This is a genomic window from Roseateles terrae, assembly GCF_014192155.1.
GTDB lineage: Bacteria > Pseudomonadota > Gammaproteobacteria > Burkholderiales > Burkholderiaceae_C > Roseateles > Roseateles terrae.
Map to the genome: position 1 here is coordinate 266,935 of NZ_JACHXO010000007.1, position 15,562 is coordinate 282,496.

Below are 15,562 nucleotides of genomic sequence, written 5' to 3' on the forward strand. Positions count from 1 at the left end.
GGGTGGCCGCTTCGGCAGGGTCGGCCGCGCTCGCCCGACACGTCGCTGTCATTGGCGGCGGCTGGGCGGGCCTGGCGGCAGCCGTGGAAGCCAGCGACCTCGGCGCCCGGGTCACGCTGATCGAGATGGCGCCGCGCCTGGGCGGCCGCGCGCGGAGCCTGGGCGACGGTGCCGACGCGCTGGACAACGGCCAGCACATCCTCATCGGTGCCTACACCCACAGCCTGGGACTGATGCGCCGGGTGGGCGTCGATCCGTCGCAGGCGCTGCTGCGCACGCGCTTGCGTCTGCGGTATCCGGATCGCGAGACGCTGACGCTGCCCGGCGGTCCGCCGTGGCTCGCCTTCACCCGTGGCGTGCTGGCCTGCAGCGCCTGGTCCTGGGCCGACCGGCTGGGTTTCCTGATGCACAGCAGCCGCTGGATGGCCACCGGCTTTCGCTGCGATCCTTCCTTGAGTGTTGCGGCCCTTACCGCTGCCCTGCCCCGGCGGGTCCGCGAGGATCTGATTGATCCGCTGTGCGTCGCGGCTCTCAATACACCTGCGGCCCAGGCCAGCGCCCAGGTCTTTTTGCGGGTGCTCAAGGACGCGCTTTTCAGCGGCCCCGGCAGCGCAGATCTGCTGTTGCCCAGCCAGGGTCTGAGTGCCCTGCTGCCCGAACCGGCGCGGGCCTATCTGCTGGCCCGAGGCGCCGACGTCCATCACGCGCGGGTCCAGGCCCTGCGCCGCTCGCCCAGCGGCTGGACGCTTCAGACCGGCAGCGACACCCCGCTGACCGCCGATGCCGTGGTCCTGGCCACCAGCTCGGTGGAAGCCGCCCGCCTGACCCAGACGCTGTGCCCGGACTGGAGTGCACGCACGGCGGCCTTCGAGTTCCAGCCGATCATCACCGTCTACATCGAGAGTCCGGGATCCCATCTGCCCGCGCCCATGGTCGCCCTGCATGAATCGAGCGATGAGCCCGCGCAATTCGCCTTCGACCTGGGCCAGCTGGCGCAGCGCCCGGGCCTCTTCAGCTTTGTCATCAGCGGCGCCGCCCCCTGGGTGGACCGTGGACTGGACGCCGCTGCCGAGGCCACCCTGGCGCAGGCCCGCCGGGTGTTGACCTGGCACTCGCCGCCGCGGCTGCACCGCGTGCTCAGTGAAAAGCGGGCCACCTTCGCCTGCACGCCCGGCCTGCAACGTCCGCCAGCCGCCCTGCTGCCGGGTTTGGTCGCGGCGGGGGATTACCTGGACGGTCCCTACCCCGCGACGCTCGAAGGGGCGGTGATGAGCGGCCTGGCCGCCGCCCGTTCCGTCATGCGATAACCCAACGGGCCTCCGCCCCACTGATGGGCGGAAACGACGCTGGATGCGGGGCCCTAGTTTTCGCCATGCGCAACCGGAGGGAAATCCTTCACAATGGCCGCATGAAATCCAAGGAGCTGCAGACCCCCGCCATCCAGGTGATGGAGCGGATGTTCTCCCTGCTGGACGTGCTGGCCCAGCATCAGGATCCCGTCTCGCTGAAAGTCATCAGCGAGACCACCGGTCTTCATCCTTCCACCGCGCACCGCATCCTGAATGACCTCGCCCTGGGCCGCTTCGTGGACCGTCCGGAGGCCGGCAGCTACCGGCTGGGCATGCGCCTGCTGGAGCTGGGCAACCTGGTCAAGGCCCGGCTGGATGTGCGTGAGGCCGCCATCGGCCCGATGCGCGAGCTGCACAAGCTGACCCATCAACCGGTCAACCTGTCAGTGCGCCAGGGCGACGAGATCGTCTACATCGAGCGCACCTACAGCGAGCGCTCCGGCATGCAGGTCGTGCGCGCGGTGGGCGGGCGTGCGCCGCTGCACCTCACCTCGGTGGGCAAGCTCTTTCTGGCCAGCGACGATCCGCAGCGGGTGCGCGCCTATGCGACCCGCACCGGCCTGAGCGGCCATACCCGCAACAGCCTGACCGATGTGGCGCTGCTGGAGCGCGAAATGGCCCTGGTGCGCCAGCGCGGCGTGGCACGGGACGACGAAGAACTGGAACTGGGCGTGCGCTGCATGGCCGCCGGCATCTACGACGACCAGGGCAAGCTGGTCGCGGGTCTGTCCATCTCCGCGCCCGCGGACCGGCTGGAAGAGGCCTGGATGCCCAAGCTCAAGGAAACGGCGTCGAGGATCTCCGCAGCGCTGGGTTTTCGCGGCTGAACCTCGCCATGGCGAGGGGCCGCGGCTCAGCTGCCGGACCGCCGCGCAGCCGTACCGCGGCGCATCCACCGCGGTGCCTGACTGCAGCGGAAAGGGCGCTCAGCCCGTGACGACCCCACCCGCATCGAGCGCCGGGGGCCGAAGCAGGTCGGCATCCACCCCCATGATCTCGCTGGCGCGCTCCACCGCCTGCCAGAGCTCGCTGGGCATCTGAAGAATCGCTTCCGGCGAATCCGCCTCCGCAATCCATAGGCCGATCTGCTGATGTTGCTCGGCCGTCAGCAGGTCCAGACTCAGCATTTCATCGATTGTTTTCATGGGAGCTCCTGTGTCTGGGCCGGGTTGTGCAAGCATCATGCCCGACAAAAAACAAAGCGGGCCGAAGCCCGCCGTCTGCTGTATGCGGATGAATCCGCAGCTCGCGCGTCTTATTTGACCGCCGGGGTGAGCGCCACCGCCGCCGTGGGCGTGGGCACTGCCGTGGCGGCGGTCGCTGCGGTCAGGGCCGAAGCGGGACCGCCAATCGGCGAGGTGGTGCCGAGCAGCCACTTGCGCACCCGTTCGGCGTCGCCAATCCGGGAATACTTGCCGGCGGAATCCAGGAACACCATGATCAGCTTGCGACCGGCCATCTGGGCCTGCATCACCAGACATTGACCTGCTTCGTTGATGAAGCCGGTCTTTTGCAGGCCGATGTCCCAATCAGACTTGCGCACCAGGCCGTTGGTGGTGCCAAAGCGCACCTGACGGCGGCCCAGGGCCACGGTGTATTCCGGCGACGTGGACAGTTCGCGGATCAGCGGAAACTGATGCGCCGTCTTGACCAGCACCGCCAGGTCACGCGCGCTGGACTGGTTGCGGCTGGAGAGCCCGGTGGGCTCCACATAGTGCGTGTCGCCCATGCCCAGCAGCTGGGCCTTGGTGTTCATCGCCGCCACGAAGGTCTCCAGACCCCCGGGATAGTTGCGCCCCAGTGCATGGGCCGCCCGGTTTTCCGAGGACATCAGCGCCAGATGCAGCAGCTCGCCGCGGGTGAGCGTGGTGCCGACCGCCAGACGCGAGCTGGTGAACTTCTCGGTGTCCTTGTCGTCGTCGGTGATGGTGATCTTTTCGTCCAGGTCCTGCTTGGCTTCGACCACCAGCAGCGCCGTCATCAACTTGGTGATGGAGGCGATGGGCAGCACGGCCTGCGGATTCTTGGAGAACAGGACTTCGTTGGTGTCCTGATCCAGCACCAGCGCGACACTGGATTTCAGATCCAGCGGATCTTCCGTGTCATGCAGGCCGTACATCTGGCCGAACGAAGGTTTGGGAGGCACCACCACCGCCACTTCGCGGGCGGCCGCACGAGCGGCGACCTTGCGGGGCGAACGCGGCGCCGGCTTGGCCGTGCGCGTGGCTGTGGTCTTGCTGGAAGTCTTGGAGGTCTTGGTGCCGGCCTTGGAGGACGTCGCCGCCTCTGCCGCCTGAACAGGCAGCAGCAGCACGCCAGTACCCGCCAGCAGTAGCACTCCGCTCAGCGCGGCACCAGACAGCAATGTCGCTATGGTCTTCAATCCGGTCCCCAGATCAGTCGGGCAGAGTGTAGAGGATCGCAGAAAGACCGGCAAGATCAAGGACTTACTTCACGCTCTTAAAGTGAAGAATCCTCGACTGTTTCAGCCCTGGGCCGCGACCCGTTCCGTCCTGCTTTGCAACTTGTTCAACGCACTCAAATATGCTTTGGCGGAAGCGACGACGATATCAGGATCTGCCCCGACCCCGTTCACCACTCGCCCGGCATGCTGCAAACGCACCGTGACTTCACCCTGCGATTCTGTGCTTCCGCTGGTGATGGCGTTCACCGAATACAGCAGCAATTCGGCACCACTTTGCACTTTGGTCTCGATCGCTCTGAGAACCGCGTCGACCGGACCATTGCCTTCGCTCTCGGTGCGCACTTCCTGGTCGGCGTCGGAGAACACGACCTGCGCATGGGGCCGCTCGCCCGTTTCCGACCGCTGCGCCAGGGCGACGAGGCGGTAGCGCTCCTGCTCATGCGCGGCGGATTCGTCCATCACCAGGGCGAGGATGTCCTCGTCGAAGATCTCCGCCTTGCGGTCGGCCAGGTCCTTGAAGCGCTGGAAGGCGGCGTTGATTTCGGCCTCGGAGCCCAGTTGCACGCCCAGCTCCTGCAGCCGCTGCTTGAAGGCGTTGCGACCGGAGAGCTTGCCCAGCACGATCTTGTTGGCGGACCAGCCCACGTCTTCGGCCCGCATGATTTCGTAAGTGTCCCGCGCCTTGAGCACACCGTCCTGGTGGATGCCCGAGGCATGGGCGAAGGCATTGGCTCCGACCACCGCCTTGTTGGGCTGCACCACGAAACCGGTGGTCTGCGACACCATGCGGGAGGCCGGCACGATCTGTGAGGGGTCCACCCGCACGTCCAGGCCGAAGTAGTCGCGGCGGGTCTTCACCGCCATCACCACCTCTTCCAGCGAGCAGTTGCCCGCCCGCTCGCCCAGGCCGTTGATGGTGCATTCCACCTGCCGGGCGCCGCCGATCTTCACACCGGCCAGCGAATTGGCCACCGCCATGCCCAGGTCGTTGTGGCAGTGCACGCTCCAGATCGCCTGGTCGGAATTGGGCACCCGCTCCCGCAGTTCGCGGATGAAGTTGCCGTAGAGCTCCGGGATGGCGTAGCCGACGGTGTCCGGAATGTTGATGGTGCGGGCGCCCTCGCGGATCACTGCTTCCACCACCTGAGCCAGGAAGACCGGGTCGGAACGGTAGCCGTCCTCGGGGGAGAACTCGATGTCATCCGTCAGGTTGCGGGCGAAGCGCACCGCCTGGATCGCCTGCTCCAGCACCTGCTCCCGCGTCATGCGCAGCTTCTTCTCCATATGGAGTTCGCTGGTGGCGATGAAGGTGTGGATGCGCGACCGGGCCGCGCCCTTGAGCGCTTCCGCCGCCCGGCTGATGTCCCGGTCATTCGCCCGGGCCAGCGAGCAGACGGTGCTCTCGCGGATGGTGTCGGCGATGGCGCGCACCGCCTCGAAGTCGCCCTGGCTGGCCGCCGCAAAGCCGGCCTCGATCACGTCCACCTTCAACCGCTCGAGTTGCCGCGCGATACGCAGCTTTTCGTCCTTGGTCATGGACGCTCCGGGCGATTGTTCACCGTCGCGCAGGGTGGTGTCGAAGATGATCAGTTGCGATGTGGACATGTCGGGCTTCCTGGCTTCCTGGCTTGCTGCTCGGGTGGGGCGGCGATGAGACCGCGATCAGGCCGCGATCAGGCGGCCTGGAGGCGCACCAGCTTGAGCTGGCCGCGCTGCGCCGCCCGGCGCAGTCCGGAGACGATCGCCTTGAGCGAGGCCGATGCAATGTTGCCATCCATGCCCACGCCAAACAGCGTGTGCTCGCCGACCCGCAGTTCCAGGTAGGCGACGGCCTGTGCATCGGCACCGCTGCCCAAGGCATGCTCATGGTAGTCCAGCACTCGCACCTGGGTCTGCAGGACGCGGTTCAGGCCCTCGACAAAGGCGTCGATCGGGCCCTTGCCCTGGCCTTGCACCTTGACCATGCGCACACACAGGTCGGCCTGCGCGGTCACCTGGGTCTGGCCGTCTTCGGTGATGCCGATCTGCGGCTGCAGCGCCGGGGCCTGCTTGACGCCGTATTCGCGGTCGAAGATCTGCCAGAGGTCCGCAGCGCCCAGTTCCTTGCCGTTGGTATCCATCACCTGCTGGACGATCTGGCTGAACTCGATCTGCAGACGGCGCGGCAGCTCAATGCCGTATTCCGCCTCGAGCAGATACGAGATGCCGCCCTTGCCGGACTGGCTGTTCACGCGGATGACCGCCTCGTAGCTGCGGCCCAGGTCCTTGGGATCGATCGGCAGGTAGGGGATCTCCCAGACATCACCTTCCTTGCGGACGGAGAAGGCCTTCTTGATGGCATCCTGATGCGAGCCGGAGAAGGAGGTGTAGACCAGCTCACCCACATACGGATGTCGCGGATGCACCGGCAGCTGATTGCAATGCTCGACGCAGCGGCGGATGTCGTCGATGTCCGAAAAATCGAGATTCGGGTGCACGCCCTGGGTGTAGAGGTTCAGCGCCACATTCACCAGGTCGAGATTGCCGGTGCGCTCGCCGTTGCCGAAGAGGCAACCTTCCACCCGGTCCGCGCCGGCCATCAGGGCCAGTTCGGCCGCGGCGGTGCCGGTGCCGCGGTCGTTGTGCGGATGCACCGACAGAATCACGCTGTCGCGTCGCTCGATGTGGCGGACCATCCACTCGATCATGTCGGCGAAGCAGTTGGGCGTCGCGTTCTCGACGGTGGTCGGCAGGTTGATGATCACCTTGCGCTCCGGCGTCGCGCCCCAGGCTTCGGTGACGGCGTCCACCACCCGCTTGGAGAATGCCAGCTCGGTGTTGGAGAACATCTCCGGCGAGTATTCGTAGCCGAATTCGGTCTCGGGATTCGCGTCCACCAGTTCGCGGATCATCCGGGTGTGGGTGACAGCCAGATCCACGATCTGATCTTCGTCCATGCCCAGCACCACCCGGCGCATCACTGGCGCCACTGCGTTGTAGAGGTGCACCACCGCCCGCCTGGCCCCCTTGAGGGATTCAAAAGTGCGCTCGATCAGCGGCTGACGCGCCTGCGTCAGCACCTGGATGGTGACGTCATCGGGGATGTGGCCCTGCTCGATCAGCAGGCGCACGAAGTCAAAGTCCGTCTGCGAGGCCGACGGGAAACCGACCTCGATCTCCTTGAAGCCGATGCGCACCAGCATCTGGAACATGCGCAGCTTGCGCTCCGGATCCATCGGCTCGATCAGGGCCTGGTTGCCGTCCCGCAGGTCGGTGCTCAGCCACAGCGGCGCCTTCGTGATCTGCACGCTGGGCCAGCGGCGATCCGGAAGTTGAATGGGGGCAAAGGCGCGGTACTTGAGGTGCGGTTGCTTGAGCATGAGCGTTCCTGGGGTTCAGGGTCGCAACTCGCAGCCTTTGGAAATGAACAACGGCCCGCTGCGGGTTGCATTCGGGCCGTTGATCTGGGGAAGACGTCTGTGGTGCAGGGACGTGCGCGATCTAGCGAACCCGGAGGTCGCCTCGTAGTAGCAGCGCAATGTGTGCAGAGAACGTCATGGGCACTGAATATAGAGGCGCCGCCCGACTGGCGTCAACGCCGGATTCGGCTTGGCGGCCTTGCCACCCTTCGTCAGCGATGAAGGCCGGCTTCATCGGGCTCATCGGTGGAGGTGGCGATCACGCTCACCGGCTTGCCCTTGGCCCGCTTGACGGCGTAGACCACATACCCCGAGATGCCATAGAGGCAGAACACCGCAAACAGCACCGATGGCGGATGGATGTTGATCACCGCAATGGCCAGCGCAATCGCCACGATCACGATGAACGGCACCGAGCGCTTGAAGCTCACATCCTTGAAGCTGTAGAACGGCGCATTGGTCACCATGGTCAGGCCCGCATACACGGTGAAGCCGAAGGCCACCCAGGCCAGCACCGGGTCCTGGTAGACCAGCTTGTAGCCCGCATCGTCCATCACCCAGATGAAACCGACCACCAGCGCGGCAGCGGCGGGACTGGGCACGCCCTGGAAGAAGCGGCGATCCACCACGGCCAGATTCGTGTTGAAGCGGGCCAGGCGCAGCGCGGCCCCGGCGATGTAGACAAAGGCGGCGAACCAGCCCCACTTGCCCAGGCCCTGCAGCGCCCACGAATACATGATCAGCGCCGGCGCAGCGCCGAAGGAGACCATGTCGGACAGGCTGTCCATCTGCTCGCCGAAGGTGCTCTGGGTGTTGGTCATCCGGGCCACGCGGCCATCGAGGCTGTCCAGCACCATGGCGGCAAAGATGCCGTAGGCAGACTGTTCGAAGCGGCCGCTGATCGCCATCACGATGGCGTAGAAACCGCTGAAGAGCGCGGCCAGGGTAAACAGGTTGGGCAGGATGTAGATGCCCTTGCGACGGCGGCGCGGCAGATCGAGGGCCTCGGCATCCGCCTCCTCCTCCTCGTCCAGCAGATCCACCTTGTTGTTTTGGGATGCATTCATGGGCCCGAAGGATAACTCAGCCCCCCAAAGGAAAAGCCGCGCCAGGGCCAGCCCTGCGCGGCTTTTGACCGAGGTTACACCCCGGAAACACCCGGAAGCCGGGGTTTAGTTCTTGCTCTTGTCGACCAGCTTGTTGGCCTTGATCCAGGGCATCATGGCGCGCAGCTGTTCGCCGACCTGCTCGATCGGGTGTTCAGCGGTCAGGCGGCGGCGGCTGATGAGGGTCGGCGCGCCGGCCTTGTTTTCCAGGATGAAGCTCTTGGCGTATTCACCGGTCTGGATGTCCTTCAGGCACTGGCGCATCGCTTCCTTGGTGGCCGAGGTCACCACACGCGGGCCGGTCACGTACTCGCCATACTCCGCATTGTTGGAGATGGAGTAGTTCATGTTGCCGATGCCGCCTTCGTAGATCAGGTCCACGATCAGCTTCAGTTCGTGCAGGCACTCGAAGTAGGCCATCTCCGGCGCGTAGCCGGCTTCCGTCAGCGTCTCGAAACCGGCCTTGATCAGCTCGACCGCACCGCCGCACAGCACCGCCTGTTCGCCGAACAGGTCGGTTTCGGTTTCTTCGCGGAAGCTGGTCTGGATGATGCCGGCCTTGCCGCCGCCATTGGCTGCGGCATAGCTCAGGGCCAGGTCACGCGCCTTGCCGGTCTTGTCCGCATAGACGGCGATCAGGTGCGGCACGCCGCCGCCCTGCTTGTAGGTGTTGCGCACGGTGTGGCCGGGGGCCTTGGGCGCCACCATCCACACGTCCAGGTCTTCACGCGGCTGCACCTGGCCGTAGTGCACGTTGAAGCCGTGGGCAAACGCCAGCGACGCGCCGGCCTTGATGTGGGGCTCGACGTCCTTCTTGTAGACATCGGCGATCTGCTCGTCCGGCAACAGGATCATGACCACGTCGGCCGACTTCACCGCATCGGCGATCTCGGCGACCTTCAGGCCGGCGCCTTCCGCCTTGGACCAGGAAGCGCCGCCCCGACGCAGGCCCACGGTGACCTTCACACCGCTCTCGTTCAGGTTCTGGGCATGGGCGTGGCCTTGTGAGCCATAACCGATGATGGTGACGTTCTTGCCCTTGATCAGGCTCAGGTCAGCGTCCTTGTCGTAGTAGACGTTCATGGTGGGTTCTCCAGGGGTTCTGCGGCTGTTGGCCGGGGCAAAAAATCAAAAAATGGGGATGAGAGACGGGCGGCTGCGCTCAGACGCGCAGGATCCGCTCACCGCGGCCGATGCCGCTGGTGCCGGTGCGGACCGTTTCCAGAATGGACGCGCGGTCGATCGCATCGATGAAGGCATCCAGCTTCGAGGCGTCGCCGGTCAGCTCGATGGTGTAGGTCTTCTCGGTCACATCAATGATGTGGCCGCGGAAGATGTCGGCGGTGCGCTTCATTTCTTCGCGCTCCTTGCCGACCGCCCTCACCTTGATCAGCATCAGCTCACGCTCGATGTAGCGACCTTCGGTGAGATCCACCACCTTGACCACTTCGATCAGGCGGTTCAGATGCTTGGTGATCTGCTCGATCACGTCGTCGCTGCCGCTGGTGACGATGGTCATCCGGGAGAGCGACGCGTCTTCCGTGGCGGCCACCGTCAGGCTTTCGATGTTGTAGCCACGGGCGGAGAACAAGGCGACCACGCGCGACAGCGCGCCCGGCTCGTTCTCGATGAGCAATGCAATGATGTGTTTCATGACGTTTGTCCTTCGCGCTCTTCAGACCGACGGCGGTAACCGACGGCCCTTGGCCACGGGGGTCAAAGACAGGGAGCTCGGGGGATCATTCCGGGCGTTGGTGGCTTGGGTCGCCGGTCGCCGGTCACGCGGTAACGTGTCCGGCGCCAGGCGCCTGCGGCCACCGCCGCGTCAGAGGTCTTCCGATCCGAGCAGCATTTCCGACAGGCCCTTGCCTGCCTGCACCATCGGCCAGACGTTTTCCGTCGGGTCGGTCCGCACGTCCAGGAAGACGGTGCGGTCCTTCAGGCGGATGGCTTCCCGCAGGGCGCCTTCCACATCCGAGGGCTTCTCCACCAGCAGGCCCACATGCCCGTAGGCTTCGGCCAGCTTGACGAAGTCGGGCAGTGCATCCATGTAGCTGTGGGAATAACGCTTCCCGTAGTCCAGCTCCTGCCATTGCCGCACCATGCCGAGGTAGCGGTTGTTCAGCGAGACCACCTTCACAGGCGTCTTGTACTGCTGGCAGGTGGACAGCTCCTGGATGCACATCTGGATGGAGCCTTCGCCGGTGATGCAAAACACATCCGACTCCGGCTTGGCCAGCTTGATGCCCATGGCGTAGGGCAGGCCCACGCCCATCGTGCCCAGGCCGCCGGAATTGATCCAGCGACGCGGCTCGTCAAAACGGTAGAACTGGGCGGCCCACATCTGGTGCTGGCCCACATCGGAGGTGATGTAGGTGTCCCGCTCGCGGGTCAGGTTCCAGAGCGTCTCCAGCACAAACTGCGGCTTGATGACTTCGCTGGACTGCTTGTAGGCCAGGCAGTCGCGCTTGCGCCAGTCGTTGATCTGGTTCCACCAGGCGTTCAGCGCTTCCGCGTCCGGACGGGCCTGGCCCTCCCGGATCTGGGCGATCAGCTCCTGCAGCACGTCCTTCACATCGCCGACGATGGGGATGTCCACCCGCACCCGCTTGGAGATGGAGGACGGGTCGATGTCCACATGGATGATCTTGCGATCGACCGAAGCGAAGTGTTTGGGATTGCCGATCACCCGGTCATCGAAGCGGGCGCCCACGGCCAGCAGCACGTCGCAGTGCTGCATGGTCATGTTGGCTTCGTAGGTGCCGTGCATGCCGGGCATGCCGAGGAAGCGCGGATCGGTGCCGGGCATCGCGCCCAGACCCATCAGGGTGTTGGTGCAGGGGAAGCCGACCAGATCGACCAGCTGACGCAGCTCGGACGTGGCTTCGCCCAGGATGACGCCGCCGCCGGTATAGATATAGGGCCGCTTGGCCGTCATCAGCAGCTGAACCGCCTTGCGGATCTGGCCGCTATGCCCCTTCTTGACCGGGTTGTAGGAGCGCATCTCCACACGGTCGGGGTAGCTGAAGGCGGTGCGGGCCACCGAGACATCCTTGGGGATGTCCACCACCACCGGACCGGGGCGACCGGTGCGGGCGATGTGGAAGGCCTTCTTGAGCGTCACCGCCAGGTCACGCACATCCTTGACCAGGAAGTTGTGCTTGACGATGGGCCGGGTGATGCCGACGGTGTCGCATTCCTGGAAGGCGTCCAGGCCGATGGCCGGCGTGGGCACCTGTCCGGTGATGATCACCATCGGGATGGAATCCATGTAGGCCGTTGCAATGCCGGTGATGGCATTGGTGACCCCGGGACCGGACGTGACCAGCGCGACGCCCACCTCGCCGGTGGCGCGGGCGTAGCCGTCAGCGGCATGCACGGCGGCCTGCTCATGACGGACCAGCACATGCTGGATGGCGTCCTGCTTGTAGAGCGCGTCGTAGATGTAGAGGACGGCGCCACCTGGATAGCCCCAAAGGAACTTCACGCCTTCGGCTTGAAGGCTTTGAACCAGGATTTCGGATCCGTTCAGCTCGTTCGAGCCGGAACTGGATTGTGGGCCGGAAGAAGAATGCGGCTGTGAGCGAGCTTCCGAGATCGCTGCACGTTTGGTGTCCGCGGCAGACATTTCCATATGTCGAACCTCTGAGATTTTCTCTGACGAAAAACCATCGGTGCTCCTCCTCTCACTCTTGTGAAGCGGACTCGGAACGGCGCGGTCAAAAACCAGGGGGCCCGGGTCGGGCAACCAGCTTGAGACCCATACTGCGTGGTACGAGCGTCGATTATGCATGGAAACCCCCAGAGGAGCCTTTGCGGGAGCCGAAGGCTCACTCTCCACGCACCGATGTCGTCAATGCAATAATCGCCGGCGTTTTGCCAGCCCGACCGCCACCGCGTGGCGACAGCCCTTGGCCACAGACAAAGAACTCAACGAATTTCTGAAGACGGTAGACAAACGTGCCTTCAAACGCACGGTCTATCTCGTACGGGATGAGGATGCGGCACTGGACATCGTCCAGGACGCCATGATCAGGCTGGCCGAAAAGTATTTCGACCGGCCGGCGGAGGAATTGCCGATGCTTTTCCAGCGCATCCTGTCGAATGCGACGATGGACTGGTTCCGCCGCCAAAAAACCCGCAATGCGGTGTTCAGCAACCTTTCGGACTTCGAAGGCGCCGACCCGTCGGACGACTTCGACCTGCTGGAAACCCTCGAAACGCGGGATGGCGCCATGGGGGCACTCTCCGCGGCGGACGAAGTCTCACGAGGCCAGACCCTGGCTTTGATCGACGAAGAAGTATCAGCGCTGCCCGCGCGTCAACGGGAAGCCTTTTTGCTGCGTTACTGGGAAGAACTCGATGTTGCGGAAACGGCCGCGGTCATGGGCTGCTCGGAGGGCAGTGTGAAAACACACTGCTCCCGTGCTGTGCATGCGCTGGCCAAAACGCTGAAAGCCAAGGGAATTACGCTATGAACAAGACCTCGCCAACGACGCCGCTCCCACAGGAGCTGGACGCTCGCATGGCCCGTTTTGGCCTGCGGGTGTCAGCCGGCCTGACTGAACATAGCGAAACCCTCTCCGGTGACATCCAGGAACGGCTTCGCTTTGCGCGTGAGCAAGCACTCGCCAAAGCCATCGCGGCCCGCGCGGCCCAACCCGCTGCGGCGGCCACTTCGGTCCAGGCCACCGGTGGCGGCACCCTCGCCCTGGGCGGCGGCGACCGCACCCCGCGCTGGCTGAAGGCGGCGGCCCTGCTACCCATCGCCCTGCTGGTGGGCGGTCTGCTGCTGATCCAGCACAGCCAGTGGTATGAGCAGATCCGCAGTGCGGCCGAGCTGGACACTGACCTGCTGTCCAAGCCGCTGCCCCCGGCGGCTTACAGCGATCCGGGTTTCCGTGAATACCTCAACGAAAACCAGGCGGATCCCAACAATCCGAGCGACCCCAACGCCGAAGAGACCAAAGAGTGAGGGCGCTTCCCCTGGATCTGGCGCCGCTGGCGCTGGCCGCGGCGCTGTCGCTGTCCGCGCTGACGCTGGCAGGTGCTGCCCAGGCGCAGACCCCGCCGGCAATGGCCGCCTCCGGGGCGGCTGAGTTGGCCCCCCTGGGTACCACGTCCGCGCCTGCGGCTGCATCGGCGCCCGCTCGTGCGGCCAGTCAAACCTTGAAGGCCGCCAGCAGCAGCGCCGGCGTGACCGCCGGCAGCTCCAGCCTCCTGAGCCCCAGCTGGGCCTCGCTGACATCCGCGCAGAAAGAGTGCCTGGCACCGCTGCAGCCGGAGTGGGACCGCCTGGACAGCGCGCTCAAGGGCAAATGGCTGGAAATCGCCGCGCGTTATCCCAAGCTGTCCCCCGAACATCAGCAGCGCCTGCGTGAGCGCATGGTGGCCTGGACCCGCATGAGCCCGGCCGAGCGCCAAAAAGCCCGGATCGGCTATCAGTACGCGGGCGACTTGCGGTCTGAAGAACAGGCCTCGCGCCTGCAGGCCAAGTGGGAGGCCTATCAGGCCCTCTCCCCCGAGACCCGTCAGCGTCTGGCGGAGCGTGCGGCTGAGAAGGCATCGGAACAGCGCCCCGGCAAGGACGGCGCTCGCAAGGCGGAGGCTCATCCAGGCAACCTGTCCGCCCTGATTGCGCCCGCGACCGGCGCCGGCCTGCCGCCGCCGCTCACGCTGAGCAACAGCGGCCCCACCGTCATGCTGGCGCGACCTGGCACCAGCACGGTGCTGCTGACCCAGCGCCTGCAGTCGCCGCTGCCCGGCATCCGCGGACGAAGCGATGAGGGGGCCGGCTCGGTGCGCCCGCTGCGCTCGCCGCGCGAAGGACATCTGAATCCGCAAACCTTGCTGCCGCAGCCCGCGCGCAGCAGCGAAGCGGGCGACGCCAGCCGCTAAACTGGCCGGATGACGCAGCCGCAAGACTCCGCTCCGCCCAGCCTGAGGCGGCGAATGGCCGCCTTCCTCTATGAAGGCGTGCTGCTGTTTGGGGTCGTGGTGCTCACGGCGCTCATCTATTCCCCCCTGACCAATCAGCGCCATGCCCTCAAGGGGCAGCACGGGCTGCAAGCGGCCTGCTTCGTGGTCATCGGGCTGTATTTCATCTGGTTCTGGTGCCGCGGCGGTCAGACGCTGGCGCAGAAGACCTGGCATCTGCGGCTGGTGGACCTGAACGGCGCGCCGGTCAGTCCGATGCGCGCGGTGATGCGTTACCTGCTGGCCTGGCTGTGGTTCCTGCCGGCGTTGCTCACCACTGGCGTGATGGGCTGGACGCACAGCGCCGGTGCCATCTGGACCGCGCTTCTCGGCAACATCCTGGCCTGCCTGCTCATCGCCCGGCTGCATCCGCGCCGGCAGTTCCTGCATGACGTGCTGGCCGGCACGCAGATCATCACCCAACGACCGGTGCCCAAGCAAAAGCCGGGGGCCACCCCGGTCGGCGACCCGTCCTGACCCCTTCCCCGACCGACATGAGCAATCCTCACAAAGGCCGTACCGGCCTGGACCGCATCCTGCATGCGGCTGGTTATTCCTGGGCCGGCCTGCGCGCGGCTTACCTGGGCGAAAGCGCCTTCCGGCAGGAAATCTGGCTGACGATCGTGGCCACGCCGCTGGCCTTCTGGCTGGGACGGGACTGGGTGCAGGTGGCCCTGCTGCTGGGGTCGCTGGTGCTGGTGCTGATTGTGGAGCTGCTCAATTCAGCAGTGGAAGCGGCCATCGACCGCGTCTCCTTCGAGCTGCATGAGCTGTCCAAGCGCGCCAAGGACATTGCCAGCGCGGCGGTGCTGCTGGCCCTGCTGCTGTGTGGCGGCATCTGGGTGGCCGCGGTGTGGCAACACCTGGCGCCGCTGGTGCGGGCGCAGGTGTAAGCGCGGCGCTGTGATCGCGGCGCTGTGATCGCGGCGATTAGACGGCCGCTTCGTCCTCTTCACCCGTGCGGATGCGGATGACCTGCTCCACCGGGGTTACGAAGATCTTGCCGTCGCCGATCTTGCCGGTCTTGGCGGCCTTGAGGATGGCATCGATGCTGCGCTCGACGTCCTCGTCCTTCACCACGACTTCGACCTTCACTTTGGGCAGGAAGTCCACGACGTATTCCGCGCCGCGGTACAGCTCGGTGTGGCCCTTCTGACGGCCGAAACCCTTGACTTCGGTGACGGTGAGGCCCGAGGCGCCCACCTCAGCCAGGGCTTCGCGCACTTCGTCGAGCTTGAACGGTTTGATGATGGCGGTGATCTGTTTCATCGCGAACTCCGAGAGAGGGGAAGAACTGTCTGTGATTTA

Annotated in this window: 16 protein-coding genes; 7 read left to right on the top strand and 9 right to left on the bottom strand. The window is 65.4% G+C overall.

The genetic code is table 11. The features are described 5' to 3' along the window. Positions 1 to 2 precede the first annotated feature (2 nt). Positions 3 to 1,307, top strand: coding sequence for a hydroxysqualene dehydroxylase HpnE (gene hpnE / locus FHS28_RS19020; protein WP_088454601.1), 1,305 nt, complete (start codon positions 3 to 5; stop codon positions 1,305 to 1,307). Positions 1,308 to 1,408: 101 nt separating this feature from the next. Next, entirely contained in the window at positions 1,409 to 2,176 is a 768-nt protein-coding gene (locus FHS28_RS19025) for an IclR family transcriptional regulator (protein WP_088454602.1), read from the top strand. Positions 2,177 to 2,275: 99 nt separating this feature from the next. On the opposite strand, the gene FHS28_RS19030 is transcribed toward FHS28_RS19025, so the two are convergent. The 8 genes from FHS28_RS19030 to FHS28_RS19065 all read right to left on the bottom strand — a co-directional run bounded on the left by FHS28_RS19030 (position 2,276) and on the right by FHS28_RS19065 (position 11,912). Continuing rightward, complete coding sequence (locus FHS28_RS19030) at positions 2,276 to 2,494, bottom strand: hypothetical protein (RefSeq protein ID WP_088454603.1); 219 nt, start codon at positions 2,492 to 2,494, stop codon at positions 2,276 to 2,278. A 110-nt stretch (positions 2,495 to 2,604) separates the two neighbouring features. Further along, entirely contained in the window at positions 2,605 to 3,711 is a 1,107-nt protein-coding gene (gene pbpG / locus FHS28_RS19035) for a D-alanyl-D-alanine endopeptidase (RefSeq protein ID WP_375140785.1), read from the bottom strand. A 123-nt stretch (positions 3,712 to 3,834) separates the two neighbouring features. Then, positions 3,835 to 5,379: a 2-isopropylmalate synthase gene (locus FHS28_RS19040; RefSeq protein ID WP_088454605.1), complete on the bottom strand. Its 1,545-nt coding sequence runs from the start codon at positions 5,377 to 5,379 to the stop codon at positions 3,835 to 3,837. Between the two features lie 68 nt (positions 5,380 to 5,447). Beyond that, positions 5,448 to 7,133, bottom strand: a complete 1,686-nt coding sequence (gene leuA, locus FHS28_RS19045; protein WP_088454606.1) for a 2-isopropylmalate synthase — start codon at positions 7,131 to 7,133, stop codon at positions 5,448 to 5,450. A 251-nt stretch (positions 7,134 to 7,384) separates the two neighbouring features. Beyond that, a complete protein-coding gene (gene pssA / locus FHS28_RS19050) occupies positions 7,385 to 8,239 on the bottom strand; it encodes a CDP-diacylglycerol--serine O-phosphatidyltransferase (RefSeq protein WP_088454607.1) in 855 nt (284 codons plus the stop codon). Positions 8,240 to 8,344: 105 nt separating this feature from the next. After that, on the bottom strand, positions 8,345 to 9,361 hold the full coding sequence (gene ilvC / locus FHS28_RS19055; RefSeq protein WP_088454608.1) for a ketol-acid reductoisomerase: 1,017 nt from the start codon (positions 9,359 to 9,361) through the stop codon (positions 8,345 to 8,347). Positions 9,362 to 9,440: 79 nt separating this feature from the next. Further along, positions 9,441 to 9,932, bottom strand: a complete 492-nt coding sequence (gene ilvN / locus FHS28_RS19060; RefSeq protein ID WP_088454609.1) for an acetolactate synthase small subunit — start codon at positions 9,930 to 9,932, stop codon at positions 9,441 to 9,443. A gap of 171 nt (positions 9,933 to 10,103) precedes the next feature. Continuing rightward, complete coding sequence (locus FHS28_RS19065) at positions 10,104 to 11,912, bottom strand: acetolactate synthase 3 catalytic subunit (protein ID WP_088454610.1); 1,809 nt, start codon at positions 11,910 to 11,912, stop codon at positions 10,104 to 10,106. 277 nt (positions 11,913 to 12,189) lie between these two features. Here FHS28_RS19065 and FHS28_RS19070 point away from each other — a divergent pair, with 277 nt between their 5' ends. The 5 genes from FHS28_RS19070 to FHS28_RS19090 are packed head-to-tail and all read left to right on the top strand — an operon-like array spanning position 12,190 to position 15,147. Then, complete coding sequence (locus tag FHS28_RS19070) at positions 12,190 to 12,756, top strand: RNA polymerase sigma factor (RefSeq protein ID WP_088454611.1); 567 nt, start codon at positions 12,190 to 12,192, stop codon at positions 12,754 to 12,756. After that, positions 12,753 to 13,253, top strand: coding sequence for a DUF3619 family protein (locus FHS28_RS19075; protein WP_246410358.1), 501 nt, complete (start codon positions 12,753 to 12,755; stop codon positions 13,251 to 13,253). Before FHS28_RS19070 ends, FHS28_RS19075 begins: the two co-directional genes overlap by 4 nt. Further along, complete coding sequence (locus tag FHS28_RS19080; protein WP_088454612.1) at positions 13,250 to 14,176, top strand: DUF3106 domain-containing protein; 927 nt, start codon at positions 13,250 to 13,252, stop codon at positions 14,174 to 14,176. Before FHS28_RS19075 ends, FHS28_RS19080 begins: the two co-directional genes overlap by 4 nt. Positions 14,177 to 14,185: 9 nt before the next feature. Continuing rightward, positions 14,186 to 14,731 carry an RDD family protein gene (locus tag FHS28_RS19085; protein ID WP_088454613.1) on the top strand — a complete coding sequence of 182 codons (546 nt, stop codon included), beginning with the start codon at positions 14,186 to 14,188 and terminating at the stop codon, positions 14,729 to 14,731. 17 nt (positions 14,732 to 14,748) lie between these two features. Then, positions 14,749 to 15,147, top strand: a complete 399-nt coding sequence (locus FHS28_RS19090; protein ID WP_088454614.1) for a diacylglycerol kinase — start codon at positions 14,749 to 14,751, stop codon at positions 15,145 to 15,147. A gap of 37 nt (positions 15,148 to 15,184) precedes the next feature. On the opposite strand, the gene FHS28_RS19095 is transcribed toward FHS28_RS19090, so the two are convergent. Beyond that, a complete protein-coding gene (locus FHS28_RS19095) occupies positions 15,185 to 15,523 on the bottom strand; it encodes a P-II family nitrogen regulator (protein WP_058934292.1) in 339 nt (112 codons plus the stop codon). Positions 15,524 to 15,562: the final 39 nt, after the last annotated feature.